Genomic DNA, 19,588 nt, shown 5'->3' on the forward strand with positions numbered 1-19,588 from the left:
TATTTGATTTTCGTAATTTTTGCTTTGTCTTTTAAAATCCAGTTTTCCATTTCTTGACTTATTTTTGCATGGTAAAAACGAATGAATATGTTGAGAGAAGCATCTGAGCAACGAATCAGATTAATTACCATTATGGCCTTCGTGTCTATCCCGCTTTCCGGGTTTGTCACAGATATTTATTTACCATCGTTTCCTTCTATGGCCAAAGAAATGATGGTTTCGGAAAAAGATATTCAGATCACGCTGACCTCATATCTATTGAGCTACGGAGTTTCCCAGTTGTTTGTAGGAGGAATTCTGGATAGTATCGGACGTTACCGTCCTAAATTGATCGCCTTGTTCCTCCTGATCCTGACCAGTATCCTGATTACGATGACCAACAGCATTTTACTGATCTGTCTGCTTCGTATCCTTCAGGGAGCAGCTGTTTCGGTTCTTGTGGTGGCTACGCGTGCTATTTTCGTAGACATTTATGATTCGGAAAGAGTAAAGCATTATCTGAGCTATTTTACCATTGTATGGTCGTGCGGCCCTATTCTGGCTCCTTTCCTGGGAGGATATCTTGAGAAAATATTTAACTGGCATGCTAATTTTTATTTTCTAGCCGGATATGCCGGATTCCTGTTCCTTTTTGAGTGGTTTTTTAGCGGCGAAAGTCTTCCCCAGAAAAAGAAACTGGATCTGTCAGAGAATATCAGTCTTTACAAAATGATGCTTAAAAACAGGATTTTCATGTTAGGGATTTTCATTTTAGGATTGAGCTACTCTATTGTTATGCTCTTTAATATTACCGGACCTTTTATTATTGAAAATACTTTTCATTTTACGCCGGTAGTTATTGGATACTGTACATTGATCCTGGGCTTCTCCTGGATGATAGGAGGTTTTATCGGAAAACGAAGACTGACTCTTGATTTTAAACCAAGAATTCTACAACCTATTTTGCTTCAGCTGATTCTGATTGCCGGGCTGATCATCACCAGTTATTTTGCAGAAAGTCTTTTCATTATGATTCCTTTTGCCTTTTTTATTCACATCTGTTCCGGAATTTTATTTACCTCCTTTTTTACAACAAGTATGCTTTACTTTCCTAAAAATGCAGGTACTGCCGGAGGGCTTATGGGTGGATTGGTATATGTAATCACTTCTGTAACGAGCTTTATCATTTCTGTAAGCGGAACGGTAGCGGATCAAAAAGATCTTTCGTGGCGTTATCTGATCATCGCATTTTTCCTTTTGGGAATTATCCTTTTTATGCATCAGGCCGTTAAAAAAGAAAAAGCAGAGAACTAATCTCTGCTTTTTCTTTTTATTTTATACTTTCCAGATACTTTTTTATAATGATGGCATGGCAGTGGGCTTCATCTTTAGCAGCATATAACAATGTAATTTTTTCCTGATTCTTATGACGTTTCAGAAAGTCTTTCCCTAGATTACTTTCATGAAGTTCCTTCATATACTTTTCTGAAAATTCTTGCCATAACGCAGGATCGTGATGAAACCACAGTCTTAATTCTGTTGATGGCGCAATGTCTTTATCCCATTCATCAAGATCAGCATTTTCTTTTGAAAGCCCTCTTGGCCAGAGACGATCTACCAGAATACGACAGCCATCGTCTGCGGACGGTGTTTCGTAAATTCTTTTTAACACAATTACAGACATATCCTTTTTTAATTAATATTCTAGTTATCTGACTACAAAATTTGTTCCTGAAGATTTATTTTTTCATTTTTTATCTCTTGTTATAGAATACTTTACCTTCAATTAGTTTTAATTAAAACTAATTTTTCGTATATTTGTTAGGATAAGTCATGCTAAAATCCTTTTGGATATCGATTTTATACTGCTGTATCATTATTAATTATAAAGTATGCCTGCAAAACAGAATAATAGATCAGAACTGGCTCTGGAACTTGGTCTGGCGATGAGTGAAATGAAAAGCCGTCTCCGGCAGAAAATTCAGAACAGTATTAATGAATATGATCCTGATCTGTCTTTTGAACTGATTGAAATTCTGGGACTTCTTTCACGCAACAATGGCATCAATCAGCAGGAAATCGGGAATAAAGTAAGTAAAGACAAATCAAGTATTACCTACCTCATCAATAGCCTTGTAAAAAGGGATTTAGTGGAAAGGATAGCTGATAAAAACGACAGGAGAAATAAACAGATCTTTTTGACTCAGAAAGGGAAACAGATTGTAGAAATCGTTTATCCCTGGGCATTGGATCTTTATAAAAAGGCAGCAGGTACTATAGACGAAGAAGAGATTAGCAAAGCGCTGCTTTTAGTAAAAAAAATGACCGCAAACCTGGAAGAACCGGGATCAAAACATGATAGCATATGAGAACAATCCTTGTACCCATTGATTTTACATCAACTACGGAAAATGCAGTAAGAATTGCCGCAGATTGGGCAAAAACCTACGAATATCAAAACATTATCCTACTAAAAACGGCAGGTGAATCTGAGTTTGACTACCTGCATATTGCAGAAGGGCATTCCTTTGTGAATGAAGAAAGTGTAAATAATTTACTGCAGAGAACGGAATCATTATTTGACCACTTAAGCAGTATTATTACCGAAAAGTCGCCCGAGGTAAAGGTTTCCAGGATTTTAAGTGACTGGGTCATTACCAGAAGTATTAATGAGCTTTTAAAAAATCAGCCGTCTGTGGAATTGATTATTTTGGGAAGTGATGATCAGACTTCCAGTACTGAGAGTTTTGTTTCTGATAATATTATAAGTATTGCAAGAACAAGCCCTGTGAAGACCTTGATTGTTCCTAACAGCTATCATTACACTCCTATTAAGAATATCTTTATTCCTTGTGATATTAAAGGAATTAAAAGATTAGAAAGATTATTTCATCACAAATCTGTTATTCATAAGCAGGATGTACGATTGTCATTTTTAAATATCAACAACAATGAAAAAGAGAATGAAGACCATAAAAAAGAACTGGAAGACTATATCCGTGAACATTTAACAGAAATCCCAAGCAGCATTCACTATTCTCATGATGAAAACGTCATTAATGGAATCCTGTCTTTTGCGGCATCAAATGAGGCAGATCTCATTATTGCGTTACCTGGTAAGCACAGCTTCCTGTATTATCTGGCAAGCAGAAGTATTTCTGAAGGAATTTACCAAAATACGCATCAGCCTGTTTTAATTTTAAAATAATAAAGAACTTCGTTTGAATTACTGAAAGCTAATAATAAATTTTAGTACTTTCAATTTTAACCATTTTCTGTTCCTCCATTTTTTTGACATATCTGATCACCGTTTCCACCCGAAGACCGGTTAAGGTTGCTATTTGCTGTCTCGTATAGGGAATCAGAAATGAATACGCTTCTACGAATCCGAAATACTTTTTAATATGATCAAAAAGCTTTGTGAGCTTTACAATGGGATCCGAAATGGCCAGAAAACTGGAAATCATAAATCTGAAATGCATTCTGTCTGCCATGTATTTATTAATTTCAAGTAGCAATTCAGGGTTTTCCAGCAGGATTTCAAGAATTTTTGTTTTGGAAATTCTAATAATTTCACATTGGGTAACGGCAATGGCATTAACAGCATAATGATGATCAGTAAATAAATAGCTTTCACCAATACAATGCCCATCAAAAGGCAGCCCGTGAACAAATTCTTTTCCGTCTTCTAAAAACGTATTCAGCTTCACAGTGCCGTATCTGATCTGGAAATAATATTTTGCTGCGGTACCTTCCTGAAAAACAGCATCTCCGGCTTCATAATTTTCCAGAGTGGCTCCGTAGGAAAATAATAAGTCTTCACCTATGACCATCTTGTTATTATTAATTTGAGTAAAAATACTTAAAGTATAAGCAATGCTGCAACTTATCAAATACCACAAAATACAGTATTCTCTAACCTCAACACTACTCTTCTATTTTTATTATCAGGCAGTAATTTTCTTTTTATGTTTTGCTCCCCAATCTGCCAGAGCAGCAATAACATCTTTCAGTGATTCGCTATATCCTGTGGGAACATATTCTACCAACACCGGTTTCTGATCTGTAATAACCGTTCTTTCAACCAGATGATTTACCTCCAGTTTTTTTAATTCGCTGGATAATACTCTTGCTGAAATTCCTTTGATGGTTCTCTGCAGTTCATTGAAACGGGTATGTCCACCCAAAATAGCAATCATTACGCGGATGGTCCATCTGCCTCCTAAAACATACAAAGCATCCTCTGTAGCAGACAGATGAGTACTGCATTGCGGCCTTGAATACACTATTTTTTCTTCTTCCATTGTTTCTGTTTTAGCTTATTACTAACCTAAATGTTATTACTAACCTTTTGGTAACTACTATCTTTTTATTAGTAAATATAAATAATTTTGAAACATCAATTTTAAAAAAAATAAAAAATGAAACGAGTACTTCATATTGTCTCAAGCCCGAGAAGCGAATCATCAATCAGTAAAAAACTGGGAAATGCCGTTGTGGAAAAAATTACAGCAAAATACCCTGACAGTGTTTTTAAAAAACGTGATTTGGCGAACCCTCTTTTTCCTCATTTAGAAGAAGCACATATCAATGCATTTTTCACACCTGCTGAAAACCGTACTTCTGAACAATGGGAAACGGTAAAACTTTCAGATACAGTCATTGATGAGCTACATGAAGCCGATATTATTATTATCGAAGCTCCATTGTACAATTTCAGCATCACTTCTACCCTGAAATCATGGCTAGATCATATTGCCAGAGCAGGAAAAACTTTCAGCTACAGTGAAAACGGTCCTGAAGGTTTGGTAAAAAACAAAAAAGTATATCTGGCTTTTTCCAGTGGCGGAGTATATTCAGAAGGGGAAAGACAGGCTTATGATTTTGTTGTTCCTTACTTAAAACAAACTCTTGGATTTATGGGAATGACGGATATTTCTGTAGTACGTGCAGAAGGTCTTTCTGTTCCTGTCATTCAGGAAACGGCTTTACAAAGAGGGATTGAAAGTATTGTTGTAGAGTAAAAAATTTAATAAGGCTGTCTCAAAAATGAAATTCTTCATTACATTTCCGGGGTGTGTTCATAGACTTCCGGCCTATTCAGAATGAAACTTTTGAGACAGCATTTTTTATTTGAATTCCATTTTAATTGAAAGGGAACTTTACCCAAATAAAAGAATATTTTTCTCAACATATGTAAAGAGTTTTTCAATTTTTATCTCTCACCTTTACCTCATTAAATGAAAGATTATGGAAAGCAATAAACAACCTGTACTGATTAATCCTGCTGAATTATTTAATCCTGGCCCTTATAGTTTCTCACACAGCATTTCTATAGAATCTCCTTCTCAGATGTGCTTTATTTCCGGGCAGAGCGGAGGTGTCGGGGAAAATCATGAATTGGCGGATGATTTTAAAACTCAGGTTCAGGATGCTTTAAAAAACCTAAAAATTGTGCTAAAAAGCCATGACATGACATTTGAGAATATTGTCAAAATTACCTTACTCATTGTGGATCACAATCAGGAAAAACTTGAAATATGGGCGGATGAAGCGAAGAAAGCATGGAATCATTCATTCTTGCCTACCAGTACACTTATTCCGGTAAGTCAGCTCGCTTTACCCGGAATGTTGTTTGAGATAGATGCGATTGCTGTTAAGAATTAGTTTCTGTTAAGACGTTCTATCAATAATGATGAAAAACTTTTCACTCCGGTTCTGATGCTTTCCTCATCCACTTGGAAATTAGGAGAATGATTCATTGCTATCACTCCTTTTTCAAAATTGGATCCCCCAAGGAAAAAGTAAACTCCGGGTATTTTTTGTTGAAAATAAGCAAAATCATCATTAAAAAACGGAACCTGACCATAATCTGATGCAACAGCATTTTTTCCATAAAGATTCTCAAGGATTTCTATTGCCGATTTTGTCAGTTTTTCATTATTGATAACCGTTGGGTTTTCCTGAACAAATGAAACGGAAAGCAGTTGATTTTTATATCCACTATCTTCAACAATCTTCTGAACTTCAGGAATTATTTTATCTACATTGGAAGCATTCGTCTCATACAGGTAGGCTTCAAGAAAAGATTCATTATTTTTAGAATAAGTACTGAATTTTCCATCGGTAAAAAGATAATCTTTGAAAATAGTATCTGGATTGGTCAACCCTATTTTAGGATCAACAATAGACTGTATTTCCCAGGGTTTGCTTCCGGAAGAAACCCGAAATAAAGAATTACTGATTTTTTTTGTTAAACCATTGAGCTCCTCTTGAGATAGTCCTTTTTTTAATTGAATCCTTATTTTCTTCTGATAGGCAAACATTTCACTGGGTTTCACCATGATCTGGCCAACAGCAGTAGCCGTCACATGAAGCCCATAGATTTCATTAGGGTTTATTTTAGATAGCAATCCATTATTAAGCAGTTCTTTTGCGCCTTTGAAGGTTTCCTCTTCAGGTTGAAATATAAAATATACTGTTCCCTTTAAATATTTTCTATTTTTGGAAAGAACCTCAGCAATTCCTAACCCGATCGCCATGTGAATATCGTGACCACAACCATGCTGAACTCCCTTTACTTTTGATTTGAAAACCTCCGGATCCGGATAATCATTCGGTAGTGCATCCATATCTGATCTCCAGGCTATTTTTTTGCCTTTTTTATCTCCTTTCAAAATCCCTACAACGCTATACCCGTAATGACCTGTTTGAACTTCCAGTCCCAGATCCAGCAGATACTGCTTAATTTTTTCCTGAGTTTGCTTTTCCTTACCGGCTAATTCAGGATTTTCATGAAATGTTCTTCTTAGGTTCACTAATTTATTGAATACTTTATCTGTCTCCAGCTGAACGGATTGATGTACCGGCTGTTCATTTATATTTTTGGACAAATTCGTACCTGTTTCTTTCTGGCTGTTCAATCCCTGTGCAGAAAAAAGAGAGGAAGCAAAGCACAATAAAGTAAGTAAAAATCTTTTCATGGTCAATAGTATTTGGTTTTATCTGGGATAACTGTTTAGCAAAAAGTTAACTCATATTGATTAGACTACCATAGCTTCACTTTTGTTACATCCTGATCGTCAATTTATTATTATTTTTTAAATTCAATTGAATCGATTCCCTTTAATATCCTATTCTGTTTCAATACCACATTATTTAAATTAATTCTAAACTAGGTGAAAACAAAACCCCTTGAAACCCTTTGCTACAAAGGGTTACTTTATAATTTTTCAAATTACCGTTAACATAAATTACGTAGAAATACTGAATCTTATCTGCCGGGATCTGATTAATTTCGGATAAACAAAAACTGGTTACTATGGATCGCTTGAAATACATTCAATCATTTCGGAAAAAGAGATGGTATCTGAAAAATCTTGCAGCTGTAGATCAATCGGCTTGATGCCCTCCTGTTGAAGGAATTGAAGATATCTAACCCAAATTTTTAACGAAATGAATATTATTAACAAAATTCTCAACGTCGACGATTATTATTTCGACGTGTTTATGTCTATCTCGGAAGCGCTCGCGGGATTTACGGTAAACGAACTACAATCCACAGGTCTTGCGGAAACCTATTACACTTATGTTTTAAAAAGCTTAGAAGCCGCCACTTTTGTAGAATTCCTTACCCTATCTAAAAATATTCTTGAAAATTCTTCCGGTGAAGAGGAATTAAAAAAGGCCATTCAATCCGAAATTATTGGTAATGCAGGAATGAACGAGATCGCCGGAAAAGTAATCACCATGTGGTATTTGGGAACCTGGGAAGGCAGTTACATCAATGATCTTTCTTACCAAGAAGGTCTTGTCTGGAATCTGATGCACTCTCATCCGCCAGGAGCAAAACAACCTGGCTACAAATCATGGAATATTAAACCTGTAAACAGCAACTCATGAACCAGACCCATAACAAAAAAGATGTGATCATCGTAGGAACGGGGATCGCAGGATCATTGATCGCAAAACTACTGTCTGATCATGTATTTGATGCCGCAAAAGGAAAAATGATTCACCGTGCAGATGCCGGAAAATCGGATAGCATCAAGGAAATATCAATACTCATGTATGAGGCGGGACTGGAAGCTGGGCTGGAACTGGATTCCGTATCCTCAATGACCACTTACAATGAATATATACGTACTTTTTATCGGGAGGAAGCCAAGGTTCCCAATTCACCTTATCCGAATTTAAAGCAAGCTCCTTCTCCCAATGTTCTGGATATGGAACATATTGTTCAGCCGTTCCCTGATAAAAAAGGATATCTGGTTCAGTTTGGGCCTATGCCATTTGCAAGTGATGCTATAAGAGTGGGAGGCGGAACTACCCTTCACTGGCTGGGAACTACACCAAGAATGCTTCCAAACGATTTCAAACTCACCGAGAAATATGGAATTACAATACACAAACCGGATTCTCAAGAAAAAACGCCTATCAACTGGCCTATTGACTATGAGGAATTAAGGCCTTATTATGAAATGGCAGAATTTGAAATCGGAGTTTCCGGAGATGTTTCAAGACAGGAATATCCCATTGATGAGAATATGGAAAAATATTATGGAAATTATGTATTCCCGATGGAGGAAATTCCTCAGAGTTATATGGACCATAAGATTATTGAAGGGCTTAAAGGGACAAGTGTGAAACTAAGTTCCGGAGAGATTCCTTTAATGATGGTACCTTCTCCACAGGGAAGAAACTCTATCCCCAATCCAAAATACGGAAAAACAAAGATCATCAAAGCCGAACCAAAAGAATCCGGATATAAACTGGTTTTAGACAGTTCTGAAAAAGAAGAATATAAAGCATTGGGTTCTGTATGGAATCCTTATATGGGAGAACGTTGTGAAGGGAATGCTTCCTGTGTTCCCATCTGTCCTGTTCAGGCTAAATACAATGCGCTAAAGACATTGAAAAAAGCTTTATATAAACTTAATGATCACGAAAACCTTAAGCGTAATCCATACATGCAGATTCAGGCTCAGAGTGTGGTTTACAGATTGAGCATTGACCAGAACGATAAGGATAAAATTTCCAAAGTTCATCTGAGAAGATATACCTCAAAAGAGAAAACAGATTTCATTGAAGAATCTATAGATACTTCAGATGCTATCGTAATTCTTGCGGCTAATGCTTTTGAAAATCCAAAGATTTTGCTGAATTCCCCATATACTACTCAAAACGGTGTAAAAACCGCGGCCAACAGCAGTGATCAGGTGGGAAGAAACCTGATGGATCATATGGTAATGCTGACCTGGGGACTTTTCCCTGAACCGGTTTACCCATACAGAGGGCCTGGTTCTACAACAAACATTTCGTCTTTCCGTGACGGGAACTTCAGAGGTGAATTTTCAGCGTGGATCTCTCCTCTTGACAACTGGGGATGGGGATGGCCGGCATTTTCTCCGGGATCTGATGTTGCCTATTTTATCAGCGAGGAGAATCTTTTCGGTGCTGGATTGAGAGAGGCTCTTACCAACAGACTTTCAAAACAGGTATTATTCCATTTTGAAATTGAACAATTGCCGAATCCCAATAACAGGGTTACGATTAATGATCAATACATGGATGTTCTGGGAATTCCTCGGCCTGTCATTCATTATGAGCTGACAGAATATGAAATGAAAGCCATGGAACAGGCAAAGCATGCTTCGGATCAGATGTTTAAAAGATTAGGCATTAAAGATTTCACCAAATATACTGCAGCAGATATGAACTCCGTGATGTACAATGGGGTAAGGTATTCTTACAACGGCGCAGGTCACATCGTGGGTACTCACAGAATGGGCTCTACAGCAGAAGATTCTGTTACCAACAGCTATTGTAAAGCCTGGGATCACCCTAACTTATACATCGTAGGAGCTGGAAATATGACTACTCTGGGAACTTCAAACCCTACTTTAACATTATCAGCATTTACGATCCGTTCAGTAGAGTCTATTCTTGCTGATCTTGAAATTCAACTTAAAAAATAACAACATGAGACAAAAACTTATCAATAAAACCGCTCAACCACAGGAAACGTTATTAACAGCAGGAAGAATGGCAGCCAGAAGTGCTGTTGTTACTGAGGCCGTTTCATTGCCTTCTTTGCTGTTTGATTCAACGCTTAGTAAGGAAGACTGGATGGAAGGATTAAAGCATCACAGTAAAACATTAACTAATCTTCTGTTAACCAATCAGATCAAAGAGTTTAATGCTTACCTTCAATCGCAGTTCGGATCCAGAGTTTCAGAATTAAAAAAGGGATTAATCGAAATTGATTATAAACCGATTTTACAGGATCTTTTACAGACGGCAATTCTTATCGAACATTCCACCATTCCACCTTACCTTACTGCTTTGTATTCAATCAAGGATGGTACTAACGCCCTGGCTTCGCAAATTATCAGAAGTGTTGCTGTGGAAGAAATGCTTCACCTGATTATGGTTTGTAATGTTCTGAATGCTATAGACATCCAGCCTTCTGTCAATAAACAGGAGAATTATCCTACTTACCCGATGAAACTACCCATGAATGTTGATTTCTATGTTGGCCTTGAAACATTCTCAAGCAACAGTATTGCAACATTTATTGCAATTGAAAGTCCAGGCAAGCCTTTGGTAAAAGCGCCAAAATATAATCACGACACTGACACTTCAGCATTATATACTCAAAGAGCCCCGGTACAGGAAAACAACTTCTGGACTCTTGAAAACATGAAGGGTTTCATTATGGAAAATGTACACACCATTGGGGAATATTATGATGTTTTATTTTTCTATATCGTTATTTTCCAAATTATTGCATACTACAAAGAACACGGACAACTTCCTGCGAATTTTGAAGAATTAAATACCGGAGGAATTTTCACAGGAAATCCTGCCAAACAAATCCGTCCTGAACAATATTACGGAAGTGGTGGGAAATTACATTCTGTAGAGGCTTTAGCCGGAGTAATTGCTGTTTTTGAGGAAATAAAAGGACAGGGAGAAGGTGCTGATGATTCTATTTTTGATGTTGATCCTTCTCAGTTTGAAGAAGGGGCGGAACTGGCGCATTATTTCAGATTTAAAGAAGTTTTCCATGAGCATTTCTATCTGGGAGGAAATTATGAACCTTTTATGGATGAAAACGGAATGATGCCTGTAACAACGCCACCTACTGGAAAAGATCTTCCGGTAGACTGGAATGAGGCATATCCAATGAAACCTAATCCTAAACTGGAAGATTATATCAAAAATAAAGAATTATATGCCCAAGGTATTGAGTTTAATAAAACCTACAAGCGTTTATTAGATGCTATACAAAGTGCTGTAGAAGGAAATCAGAGAGAGCTTGAAAAGTCCATTATGTATATGTATGCCTTGAAAGAACAAGCCGTTAATCTGATGAAACAACCATTGGACGCTCAGAATAATGCAGGCCCAACTTTCGAATACATCAATCTATAACCATAAAAACGATATATCATGCTTAAAAGAAAAAAAGAGAGTCCCGAAGCGGGAGGCGAACAGTTATTCCGTAAGATGCCTGGCCAAAATGAGGTTAATCTGGCTGAGGTAATGGATGGATATTCAAAACTTCTTATTGATGATCCGGTAAGACCTTTTAGAGAAGACAACCTGCAGTCCATAGAAAATAGTGTAGATTATGGAGTTCTGGCAGCATTGGATGGAACATGGGTAAGTTACAATGTTAATTACAATAAAGACATTACCAAGCCTTCATTAGCAAGCGGAGTACATACTACGATTATGCCTTCTCCGGGAACTAATTCAGGAACAATTCCCGGAAAATTCGCTTTTGACAGTGAAGAATATATTGAGAAGTTAACCTTTTCCATTGTTCCGGGTGGAGTTCGTAACCGTGGTGGAGCCAGTGAACTTTTCTGTGGGGCTGTTAAATATGAACAGAGCATTAAAAGTGTTAATACCGTACAGGGACAGGACGCTTTAAAATATACTCCTATCCATGAAGAAAACGGAATGTATCTTTGGCTGAGTGACGTTTACAATCATGCAGCAACCAAGGAATCTATTGAAAGAGACCGCGGCATTCATGCTATTTCAACAGAAGATGCGAAGTATGGCTATACAGGGGAATACAGAGATGAACCTTTGGTAAGGATAACACCAGACGGAGAGGCCAACCCTAAATATATTCTTTTAAGCCAGCTACAGCCGGGGCAGCCTTATTATGAAATCATTCCGGCTCAGGAAATAAAGCCGGGAGCAGGAATTGACGGGCCTTATTTTATTCCGGACTACTCTATCTCGAGAAGCGGCGTTATACCTCATGGAAGCACCATTACTTTACTTGGAGATATCATTCCTCAAAATAAGGACAACCAAACGTTCTATTTAATCGAAGGCTCACCTCAATTCCCTTATGGTAAAGAGGCATGGGATACGAATCATCTTTCCATTTCACGTACAATGGGAAACGCAGGAGTAACACCGGATAATATCATTGATCTGGACAAACCTGCACCTGCCTGGGTTCATGAAACACTTAATGACGTTAATGATCAGGGTTCAAACAAGATTTATACCCAGCGAATACTGGCAGACGATTTATATCCTTATTCTGTACGTCCTGATCTTAGGCTTAGGGATACATTAAGAGGTCAGAAGGTCAGCAATTATGTTCATGTAAGAATGTCTTCCAAGATGAAAACCGGAGCACAGGGAGGCGTTTTGAATGTTCCTTTTGTCAATCGTTTTGTTCCGACTGTTGAGGTAGATATGGACATGTGGATTGAAACAGTGATTGAAGATGGAAAAGAGATTCTTCAGCTGCAATATGAGCAAATCGTATTCTTCGAATTTGATTTCGGAAATGATGGCGGTACTACCAGCTGGCCTCATATCCAGGTCAACACCCTTCGTAAAATACAGGATATTCCTGAGGATCAGAGAAAAGTGATTGAAGAGCAGTTCTTCAATATTTCTGGGAATTCTGATGCAGCATCAGGGTGTCCTTATCATAAAGGATAATATTGTTAAAAATAGGTGGTATTTAATTTCATGACTACCCACAATCAAGTAGGAGGCCTTTATGAGGTCTCCTACTGATGTAAAATGTCAGGTACTCGCCTATTATTTATCTTCACTCACAGTCTGTTTTCCAGAACAAAAAAAACTTTAAACACTTATTTACATGACTGTTACTTCAAATGATTTAGAGAATCAATATGGGAGCCAGAACATCTTTTTAAAAAAATATATTATTTCAATCTAATGTCTATATTTGCACAGTTTCATTTTGAATTTCAAGCCTTACTTTAGCTTCACGAAATTCAATTGCAAACCAGAAAGACTATTGAACTATGAACAAAAAAATAAAAAATGGATAAGAATAATTTATTAATTATTGTAACAATAATCTCTTTGTTCATTTCATTTTTTCTTGCATTTTTTCTCATTACCGTTAAAACAAAGCATAAAACAAGTAATTCTCTTTTTGCTTTGTTCCTCATCATCACTGCAATAGACATTAGCGAACCCTTATTGAGTCTCATAACGGATGTTCCTTCAAATTTTGGAATGCTAAGAAACACTCTTGCCTTTCTACAGATTCCAACCTTTTACCTGTATGTACTATCGGTTTGTTATTCTGATTTTAAATTTAAACCTAAATATCTCATACACCTACTTCCTTTCTTAGCAGCCAATATCGCTTTGATCCCCCGTTTTTATTCAGTGGATACTGCTTCTAAAATTGATTTCATTATGGATCGTCAAAATATGATAGAGATCCAGTTCAATCATATTCTTTTTCATATTCAGACATTTATCTATTTTACGGCTGTTTTTATCCTATTGAGGAAAGCAAAAAAATTATATCTCGAGAACTATTCCGGTACCAATATCAATTCTTACCACTGGTTGTTCCAATTCACCAGTGTGCTTGCTGTTGTGTATTTAACCGCACTTTTAAAAAATATTTTTAAATTCTCAGATTATCCCTACATCTCGGAGTGGATAAAAATCGGAATCCTGGTTTCTCAATTGTTTATTGTGTGCTGGTATTTGTTTAAAGCGCTCAACAATCCCGGTCTATTCAGAAACATCGATTCAAAATTAAAGCTTGTTTCTGATATTATTTCTGAGGAAAAAAAGAATGAGCCTGAAGCTGTAGATGAAAAAGAGTACAATGAGGAACTTCTGAAGTTAAAGCATTTTATGACCGCAGAAAAACCCTTCCTGAATCCTTCGATAACCATTCAGAATATTTCTGATCATATTGGAATTCCTACCCGTGAATTATCTGTGTTAATCAATCATCAGCTAGGACAGCATTTTTATGATTTCATAAATACCTATCGGATAGAATATGCTATGGATATTTTAAAAGATGCTACAAAAACGAAGGTAACTATTCTTGAAATCTTGTATGAAGTAGGTTTTAATTCAAAATCTTCATTTAATACTGCTTTTAAAAAACATACAGGAAATACGCCAACAGAATACCGTAAGTTACTACAAAACAACACATTGTAATTACTCGTACTTCGAATCTAAAGTATTCGTACTTATTTTTTTAGTCAAATCCGTCCAATTACATGTACTCGGTCGCATAGGATCAGCTGCTTTCTCACATTTGTATCATAATAATGTTTAACCATAAATAACGATACAATGAAAACCTCATTCAATCTTTTAGCAGTACTATTACTAATAAGCACTTTTACTTTTGGGCAGAATATTTCCAGAAAGAAAGACTATAACTTTCTTACAGATAGTTTAAATATTGAGTCACAACTGGGAAAATATAAGCTATCCGGATTTAGCCTTGTTGTCTTTGAAAATTATAAGATTGTATATTCAAAACAGTTTGGATTAAAGTCTATAAATTCTAAAGAAAAGATAGATGAAAATACCGCTTTTTCCACGGCATCTATTGCCAAACCAATTACCTCGCTTCTTTGCCATATTCTTGAAGAAAAAGGGTTAATCAATTTAGATGAACCTATAGACAAATACCTGAAACGATGGCACTTGCCAAAAAGTAAGCTGACTGAAAATAACAGTCCAACCTGGAGACAATTTCTGAACCATACCGCAGGTACAAGCCAGAGTGGATTTGAAGACCATTATGAAGGTGAAAAGATCCCTACTCTACAGCAAAGTCTTTTAGGGCAAATCCCCAGATATGATAAAGAAATTGAATTTCTGTTTACTCCGGGAACTGACTGGCAGTACAGCGGAGGTGGTTATGTAATTGTTCAGATGGCACTGGAAGACACTCTACATCAATCTATTGCAGAACTTGCCCATACCTATATTTTCTCACCTCTTGGTCTGAAAAATACAACGATGATTCAGCCCAACGAAAATGGATTTCCCACCAATGTGGCTCTTGTTCATGATAAAGATGGTAATGTGATTAAAACCGGCTTGCCTATCACTCCACAAGTGGCAGCATCAGGACTTTGGTCTACCCCTTCAGATCTTGCTAAACTTTCGATTGAGATCCAGAATGCATTGCGCAATAAAAACAACAAAGTGATCTCTCATCAGGTAGCAAAAAGAATAACGGAAGTCTCTGCTTTAAAAAATGCAGTAGGCGGTTGGGGATATGGATGGCAGAAATCTTTTGGATACAATAATTATGAATGGTTTTCATGTAATGGTTCCAATACGGGAGTGGGCGGCAATACTTTTGCGACAATGAAAGACGGAAATGGTTTTGCATTCCTAGCCAATGGGGAAAAGCCTAATCGTATTCCTGTGATGATTCAAACGCAAAGAAAAATTCTGAGCCTGATGAACTGGAACGGAGAATCAGATCATGAAAACATTCAGGAAATACCTTTAGAGCTAAAAGAGAAACTGGTAGGGACTTATGATGATTTTCTCTATTCACAAAAAATGGTAACTAAAATAGTAGAAAAAAATAACCGCCTGTATGTTGAATCTCCAATTTTAGAAATGTTTAAAGGCAAAAATGATAATGAACTGGTATATTTAAAAAATGGACTGTTTAAAATTGTTGATTATCCTAATTTGCTGAAGTTTGATTTTACCAACGGGAAACCAAGTTCAGTCACTTTAATAAGAGGTAATCTGAATACTAAAGTAGCACTTGATAAAGAAAAAATAGCACAGGACTAAGCAAAACTGCGAATTGGTTCAATAAGCAATTGCCGGCCAATTCCATTATTCGTCAATTCCACCATTTAAGGGGCAGATTACTGCCTCTTTTTATTATGTTCTTTACAGTAGATTAAAGGTTTTCGTAGGTCTGATCAACCATAAAGGATATTGCTTTTTTGATTTTCTCGCGTCCTTCAGGAGTGTTCGTATCTATTCCGCAGAATAGGCTGCCATTTAGGGAGGCAAACATATTCAGATAATAAAGTCCGGAAACCATGATCGCCATAATGGAACGATAGGTATCCATTTTATCTTTGAAACGGGATTCCATTAATAATTTGAAGATATACTCTCCGTTTTCTTCCTGAGTATCAATCAGTTTTTTCAATGATTTTCTAGGTTCAGAAATCGTCCACAACAGTAATTTTTGAGCTTCTTTATTGGTGTACACATAATCGAACTGTGACTGAAGCATATGCTGAATAAATTCTTTTCCTCCGTCTTCAAGATTGGGTTTCATTTTTTCAACTTCTTCGCTGGTTGCTTTCACCCAGAAGTCTTGTGTACGGACATATTCGTCCATCAGGCCATCCATTCCGCCAAAATACGTGTAGATCATTTTTTTATCTACCCCGGCAGTAGCAGCGATATCATTAATCTTCAACCCTGCATGTCCCTTCGTTTTGAGAATTTTCCCCACGGCATCCAAAAACTTTTTTTTGCTACGCTCCTTATTTCTAATACTCCCTGATGCTGACTTTCTTTCCATGACTAAACATTCAATATACAAGTTTAAGAAATTTTTTTATCATTTTAGACACCAACGAGTGTCTAATATCAACTATTTGTATATATTTGCACAAACTAATACCATTCTCTATATAAAAACACGATCGAGATCAAAAAATTAAAAACTATTCAGATTGTATCGTTAGTTCCCTCAGTTTAAAATATTTCGAACATTCACGACTGAGGTAAAAACACAACCAACAGCATCATTTTTTCCATAGTGGTGCTGTTTTTATTTCTTAAAAAATGGTTTCATATTAAATAAAATACTTTTCTATAGATATTTTTTATGGCCCATTCTTTTTTAATAAACATTTTGCTGCTTTATAGAAATATCTTCTTCTATATTTTATAGATTAAACTGAACTGTCAGCATCTATTCAGAGAAGTATTTACATCTATTACAAAAAATAATATATTGAAATTCAGACAATTAAATAAAATTATGAAAAATTTTAACATTTTACACACTTCACAGTGTCTTATTTTATATATTTGTACAAACTAAAACCAACTATATATTTTAAAACACTATTAGGTTGAAAAATAAAACAATCCAAATTGTATTATTGAGTTCCCTTACTTTAAGACAATTTCGAAACCGAAACAACTAAGGTAGAAACACAACTTATAGACAGACCATTAGATTTCTAATGGTTTTGTTTTTTTATAAGGTTCTCTATTCTTAAAAAATTACACACTTACAGATTTTCATAAGTATGATGTAACATGAAAGAAACAGCTTGCTTGATCTTATCCCTTCCCTCAGGAGTGTTAACATCGATGCCACAGAAAATACTTCCATTTATTGCCGCATACATATTCAGATAATAAAGTCCGGAAACCATAATCGCCATGATGGAGCGTACACCTTCAGTATTATCTTTAAAATAAGGATCCATCAACAGCTTAAAGATGTATTCTCCATTTTCTTCCTGGGTATCGGTAAGTTTCTTTAAAGCTTTACGGGGTTCAGACAGACGCCATAGGAGTAGTTTTTGTGCTTCTTTGTTGGTATTCACATAATCAAATTGAGAAAAAAGCATTTTTTCCATAAAGGATTTCCCTCCGTCATCTAATTTGGGCTTTATTTTCACAATTTCTTCAGTGGTTACCCTGCTCCAGTAATCCTGTGACTGGATGTACTCATCGATCAGTCCGTCTATACCTCCAAAATAAGAATAGATCATTTTCTTATCTACCCCGGCTGTAGCAGCAATACTATTCACTTTCAAGGCAGTATATCCTTTGGTTCTCAGTATTTTTCCAACCGCGTCCAAAAACTTTTTTTTACTGCGTTCCTTGTTCCGGATACTTCCTGCTGCAGACTTTCTTTCCATGGTAAACTTTCAATCGTACAAGTTTAAGAAATTTTTTTCATTTTAGACACTTTTTAGTGTCTAAATGTATATATTTGCAAAAACTAATAACCACTTTTTTAAGCAAATGATCTAAATTATGAGATTAAGAGAGATCAGATTGTATCGTTAGTTCACTCAGTTTAAATATTTTACTATTCAATCACTGAGAGAAATATAACTCATACGGCATCACTATATTCTAGTGTTGCTGTTTTTATTTATGAACATTCCGCATTCATCATTACCCAATAGATCATATTTCAGTTTTTTTTCAATTAAATCCAATTTTCAGGATGGCATTATTCACAATAACACACTATTTTACAATGCTTTATATTTATTAATTAAAAATTAACATATTTTTTTCATCATTAGACACTACGAAGTGTCTTATTTTGTATATTTGCTCCAAACTAATAACCATTTTATATAGAAACACTATGTGAGTTGAAGGAAATGACAGGTTTCGAAAACAAGCAACTAAGGTAAAAACACTAAATGCAACAGTATCATTACTTCTCTAGTGATACTGTTTTTAAATTTGAAGTAATGAGCTTTGAATTTATAAAGAAGATTGTATATGCCGATATCGGTATTATAATAGTTGATATGAAAAGAGACTGTCTCAGGACAGTCTCTTGTATTTTATTACGGTTAAAAAAATCAGCTTTTCGCTTTTTCATCTGTGAAAAATTGAAACCCTTCTTTTCTTTCAATAAGCTGCATTGGATATAATTCAGGATTATATTCACCATTCAGTACTTCATTCAGAGCATGTTTTTTAGATTCTCCAAAGGCTACTACAAGAATATTTTCAGCTTTGTTAATCAATGGTGCGGTCAGTGTGATCCGGAACATTTCCTGAGGCTTCAGATAATAGGCAGATACCCATTTTTCTTTTTCATGCAACACTTCTTCACCCGGAAATAATGAGGCTGTATGACCATCATCTCCCATTCCTAAAAGAATAAAATCAAAAATACCTTCATCACCAAGAACATTTCTGATCTCTTGTTCATAGGTTTTTGCATAGTCTTCAGGAAGTTTTCCGTCACTATACATAGGGAAAACATGGCTTTTATCAACAGGAACCTGGCTTAAAAGGGCTTGATCCGTCATCCGGAAGTTACTTTTATCATCATTTAAAGGAACCCATCTTTCATCGACCCAAAAAAAGTAGACTTTATTCCACTCTATCTGTTCTTTATATTCCGGTGCTGCCAATAACTTGAAAATAGCTTTAGGTGAAGAACCTCCGCTTAAAGCCACTACAAAACGGCCATTTTTCTGAATAGATTTTTTTGAAAGGTCAACAAATGCATCTGCTGCCTTTGTGTACAGTTTTTCCAGATCGTCAAATACTGTAATATTCATTT

18 protein-coding genes are annotated in these 19,588 nt (G+C 36.0%); 11 read left to right on the forward strand and 7 right to left on the reverse strand.

Translation table 11 applies throughout. From position 1 onward, the window contains the following. Window positions 1-87: 87 nt before the first annotated feature. Window positions 88-1,293: an MFS transporter gene (locus tag ODR02_RS20130; RefSeq protein ID WP_209784141.1), complete on the forward strand. Its 1,206-nt coding sequence runs from the start codon at window positions 88-90 to the stop codon at window positions 1,291-1,293. 16 nt (window positions 1,294-1,309) lie between these two features. Here ODR02_RS20130 and ODR02_RS20135 read toward each other — a convergent pair whose 3' ends face one another. Continuing rightward, the gene (locus ODR02_RS20135) at window positions 1,310-1,663 is read right to left on the reverse strand and encodes a DUF488 domain-containing protein (RefSeq protein ID WP_209784140.1); all 354 of its coding nucleotides are present in this window, start codon (window positions 1,661-1,663) and stop codon (window positions 1,310-1,312) included. A gap of 208 nt (window positions 1,664-1,871) precedes the next feature. On the opposite strand from ODR02_RS20135, the gene ODR02_RS20140 reads away from it, so the two are divergent. Both ODR02_RS20140 and ODR02_RS20145 read left to right on the forward strand, forming a co-directional pair. Continuing rightward, a complete protein-coding gene (locus tag ODR02_RS20140; RefSeq protein WP_209784139.1) occupies window positions 1,872-2,348 on the forward strand; it encodes a MarR family winged helix-turn-helix transcriptional regulator in 477 nt (158 codons plus the stop codon). Next, window positions 2,345-3,187 carry a universal stress protein gene (locus ODR02_RS20145; protein ID WP_209784138.1) on the forward strand — a complete coding sequence of 281 codons (843 nt, stop codon included), beginning with the start codon at window positions 2,345-2,347 and terminating at the stop codon, window positions 3,185-3,187. Before ODR02_RS20140 ends, ODR02_RS20145 begins: the two co-directional genes overlap by 4 nt. 28 nt (window positions 3,188-3,215) lie before the next feature. Here the strand turns inward: ODR02_RS20145 and ODR02_RS20150 are convergent, their stop codons facing one another. Together ODR02_RS20150 and ODR02_RS20155 are read right to left on the reverse strand one after the other, a co-directional pair. After that, entirely contained in the window at window positions 3,216-3,812 is a 597-nt protein-coding gene (locus ODR02_RS20150) for a Crp/Fnr family transcriptional regulator (RefSeq protein WP_209784137.1), read from the reverse strand. Between the two features lie 114 nt (window positions 3,813-3,926). Continuing rightward, on the reverse strand, window positions 3,927-4,283 hold the full coding sequence (locus ODR02_RS20155; RefSeq protein WP_209784136.1) for a winged helix-turn-helix transcriptional regulator: 357 nt from the start codon (window positions 4,281-4,283) through the stop codon (window positions 3,927-3,929). Between the two features lie 117 nt (window positions 4,284-4,400). On the opposite strand from ODR02_RS20155, the gene ODR02_RS20160 reads away from it, so the two are divergent. Continuing rightward, window positions 4,401-5,003 carry an FMN-dependent NADH-azoreductase gene (locus ODR02_RS20160; RefSeq protein ID WP_209784135.1) on the forward strand — a complete coding sequence of 201 codons (603 nt, stop codon included), beginning with the start codon at window positions 4,401-4,403 and terminating at the stop codon, window positions 5,001-5,003. 226 nt (window positions 5,004-5,229) lie between these two features. After that, window positions 5,230-5,646 (forward strand): RidA family protein, encoded by a 417-nt coding sequence (locus ODR02_RS20165; RefSeq protein WP_209784134.1) that lies wholly within the window; start codon window positions 5,230-5,232, stop codon window positions 5,644-5,646. Here ODR02_RS20165 and ODR02_RS20170 read toward each other — a convergent pair. Then, on the reverse strand, window positions 5,643-6,962 hold the full coding sequence (locus tag ODR02_RS20170) for a M20 metallopeptidase family protein (RefSeq protein WP_309513254.1): 1,320 nt from the start codon (window positions 6,960-6,962) through the stop codon (window positions 5,643-5,645). The genes ODR02_RS20165 and ODR02_RS20170 overlap by 4 nt on opposite strands. A gap of 472 nt (window positions 6,963-7,434) precedes the next feature. On the opposite strand from ODR02_RS20170, the gene ODR02_RS20175 reads away from it, so the two are divergent. The 6 genes from ODR02_RS20175 to ODR02_RS20200 all read left to right on the forward strand — a co-directional run bounded on the left by ODR02_RS20175 (window position 7,435) and on the right by ODR02_RS20200 (window position 16,080). Then, window positions 7,435-7,881, forward strand: coding sequence for a hypothetical protein (locus ODR02_RS20175; protein ID WP_209784132.1), 447 nt, complete (start codon window positions 7,435-7,437; stop codon window positions 7,879-7,881). Beyond that, window positions 7,878-9,956, forward strand: coding sequence for a GMC family oxidoreductase (locus ODR02_RS20180; RefSeq protein ID WP_309513255.1), 2,079 nt, complete (start codon window positions 7,878-7,880; stop codon window positions 9,954-9,956). Before ODR02_RS20175 ends, ODR02_RS20180 begins: the two co-directional genes overlap by 4 nt. A 4-nt stretch (window positions 9,957-9,960) precedes the next feature. Further along, a complete protein-coding gene (locus tag ODR02_RS20185) occupies window positions 9,961-11,415 on the forward strand; it encodes a ferritin-like domain-containing protein (protein ID WP_309513256.1) in 1,455 nt (484 codons plus the stop codon). An 18-nt stretch (window positions 11,416-11,433) separates the two neighbouring features. Next, window positions 11,434-12,960: a peroxidase, FMP-type gene (locus ODR02_RS20190; RefSeq protein ID WP_209784129.1), complete on the forward strand. Its 1,527-nt coding sequence runs from the start codon at window positions 11,434-11,436 to the stop codon at window positions 12,958-12,960. A gap of 351 nt (window positions 12,961-13,311) precedes the next feature. Beyond that, a complete protein-coding gene (locus ODR02_RS20195; RefSeq protein WP_309513257.1) occupies window positions 13,312-14,466 on the forward strand; it encodes a helix-turn-helix domain-containing protein in 1,155 nt (384 codons plus the stop codon). Between the two features lie 138 nt (window positions 14,467-14,604). Then, complete coding sequence (locus ODR02_RS20200; protein ID WP_309513258.1) at window positions 14,605-16,080, forward strand: serine hydrolase domain-containing protein; 1,476 nt, start codon at window positions 14,605-14,607, stop codon at window positions 16,078-16,080. Window positions 16,081-16,192: 112 nt separating this feature from the next. On the opposite strand, the gene ODR02_RS20205 is transcribed toward ODR02_RS20200, so the two are convergent. The 3 genes from ODR02_RS20205 to pgl all read right to left on the reverse strand — a co-directional run bounded on the left by ODR02_RS20205 (window position 16,193) and on the right by pgl (window position 19,586). Beyond that, window positions 16,193-16,831: a TetR/AcrR family transcriptional regulator gene (locus ODR02_RS20205; RefSeq protein WP_209784126.1), complete on the reverse strand. Its 639-nt coding sequence runs from the start codon at window positions 16,829-16,831 to the stop codon at window positions 16,193-16,195. Window positions 16,832-17,552: 721 nt separating this feature from the next. Further along, window positions 17,553-18,191 (reverse strand): TetR/AcrR family transcriptional regulator, encoded by a 639-nt coding sequence (locus tag ODR02_RS20210; protein WP_209784125.1) that lies wholly within the window; start codon window positions 18,189-18,191, stop codon window positions 17,553-17,555. Between the two features lie 684 nt (window positions 18,192-18,875). Beyond that, window positions 18,876-19,586 carry a 6-phosphogluconolactonase gene (gene pgl, locus ODR02_RS20215; protein ID WP_209784124.1) on the reverse strand — a complete coding sequence of 237 codons (711 nt, stop codon included), beginning with the start codon at window positions 19,584-19,586 and terminating at the stop codon, window positions 18,876-18,878. Window positions 19,587-19,588 lie beyond the last annotated feature (2 nt).

The sequence above is a fragment of the Chryseobacterium sp. CFS2 genome, from assembly GCF_036543225.1.
Lineage (GTDB): Bacteria > Bacteroidota > Bacteroidia > Flavobacteriales > Weeksellaceae > Chryseobacterium > Chryseobacterium culicis_A.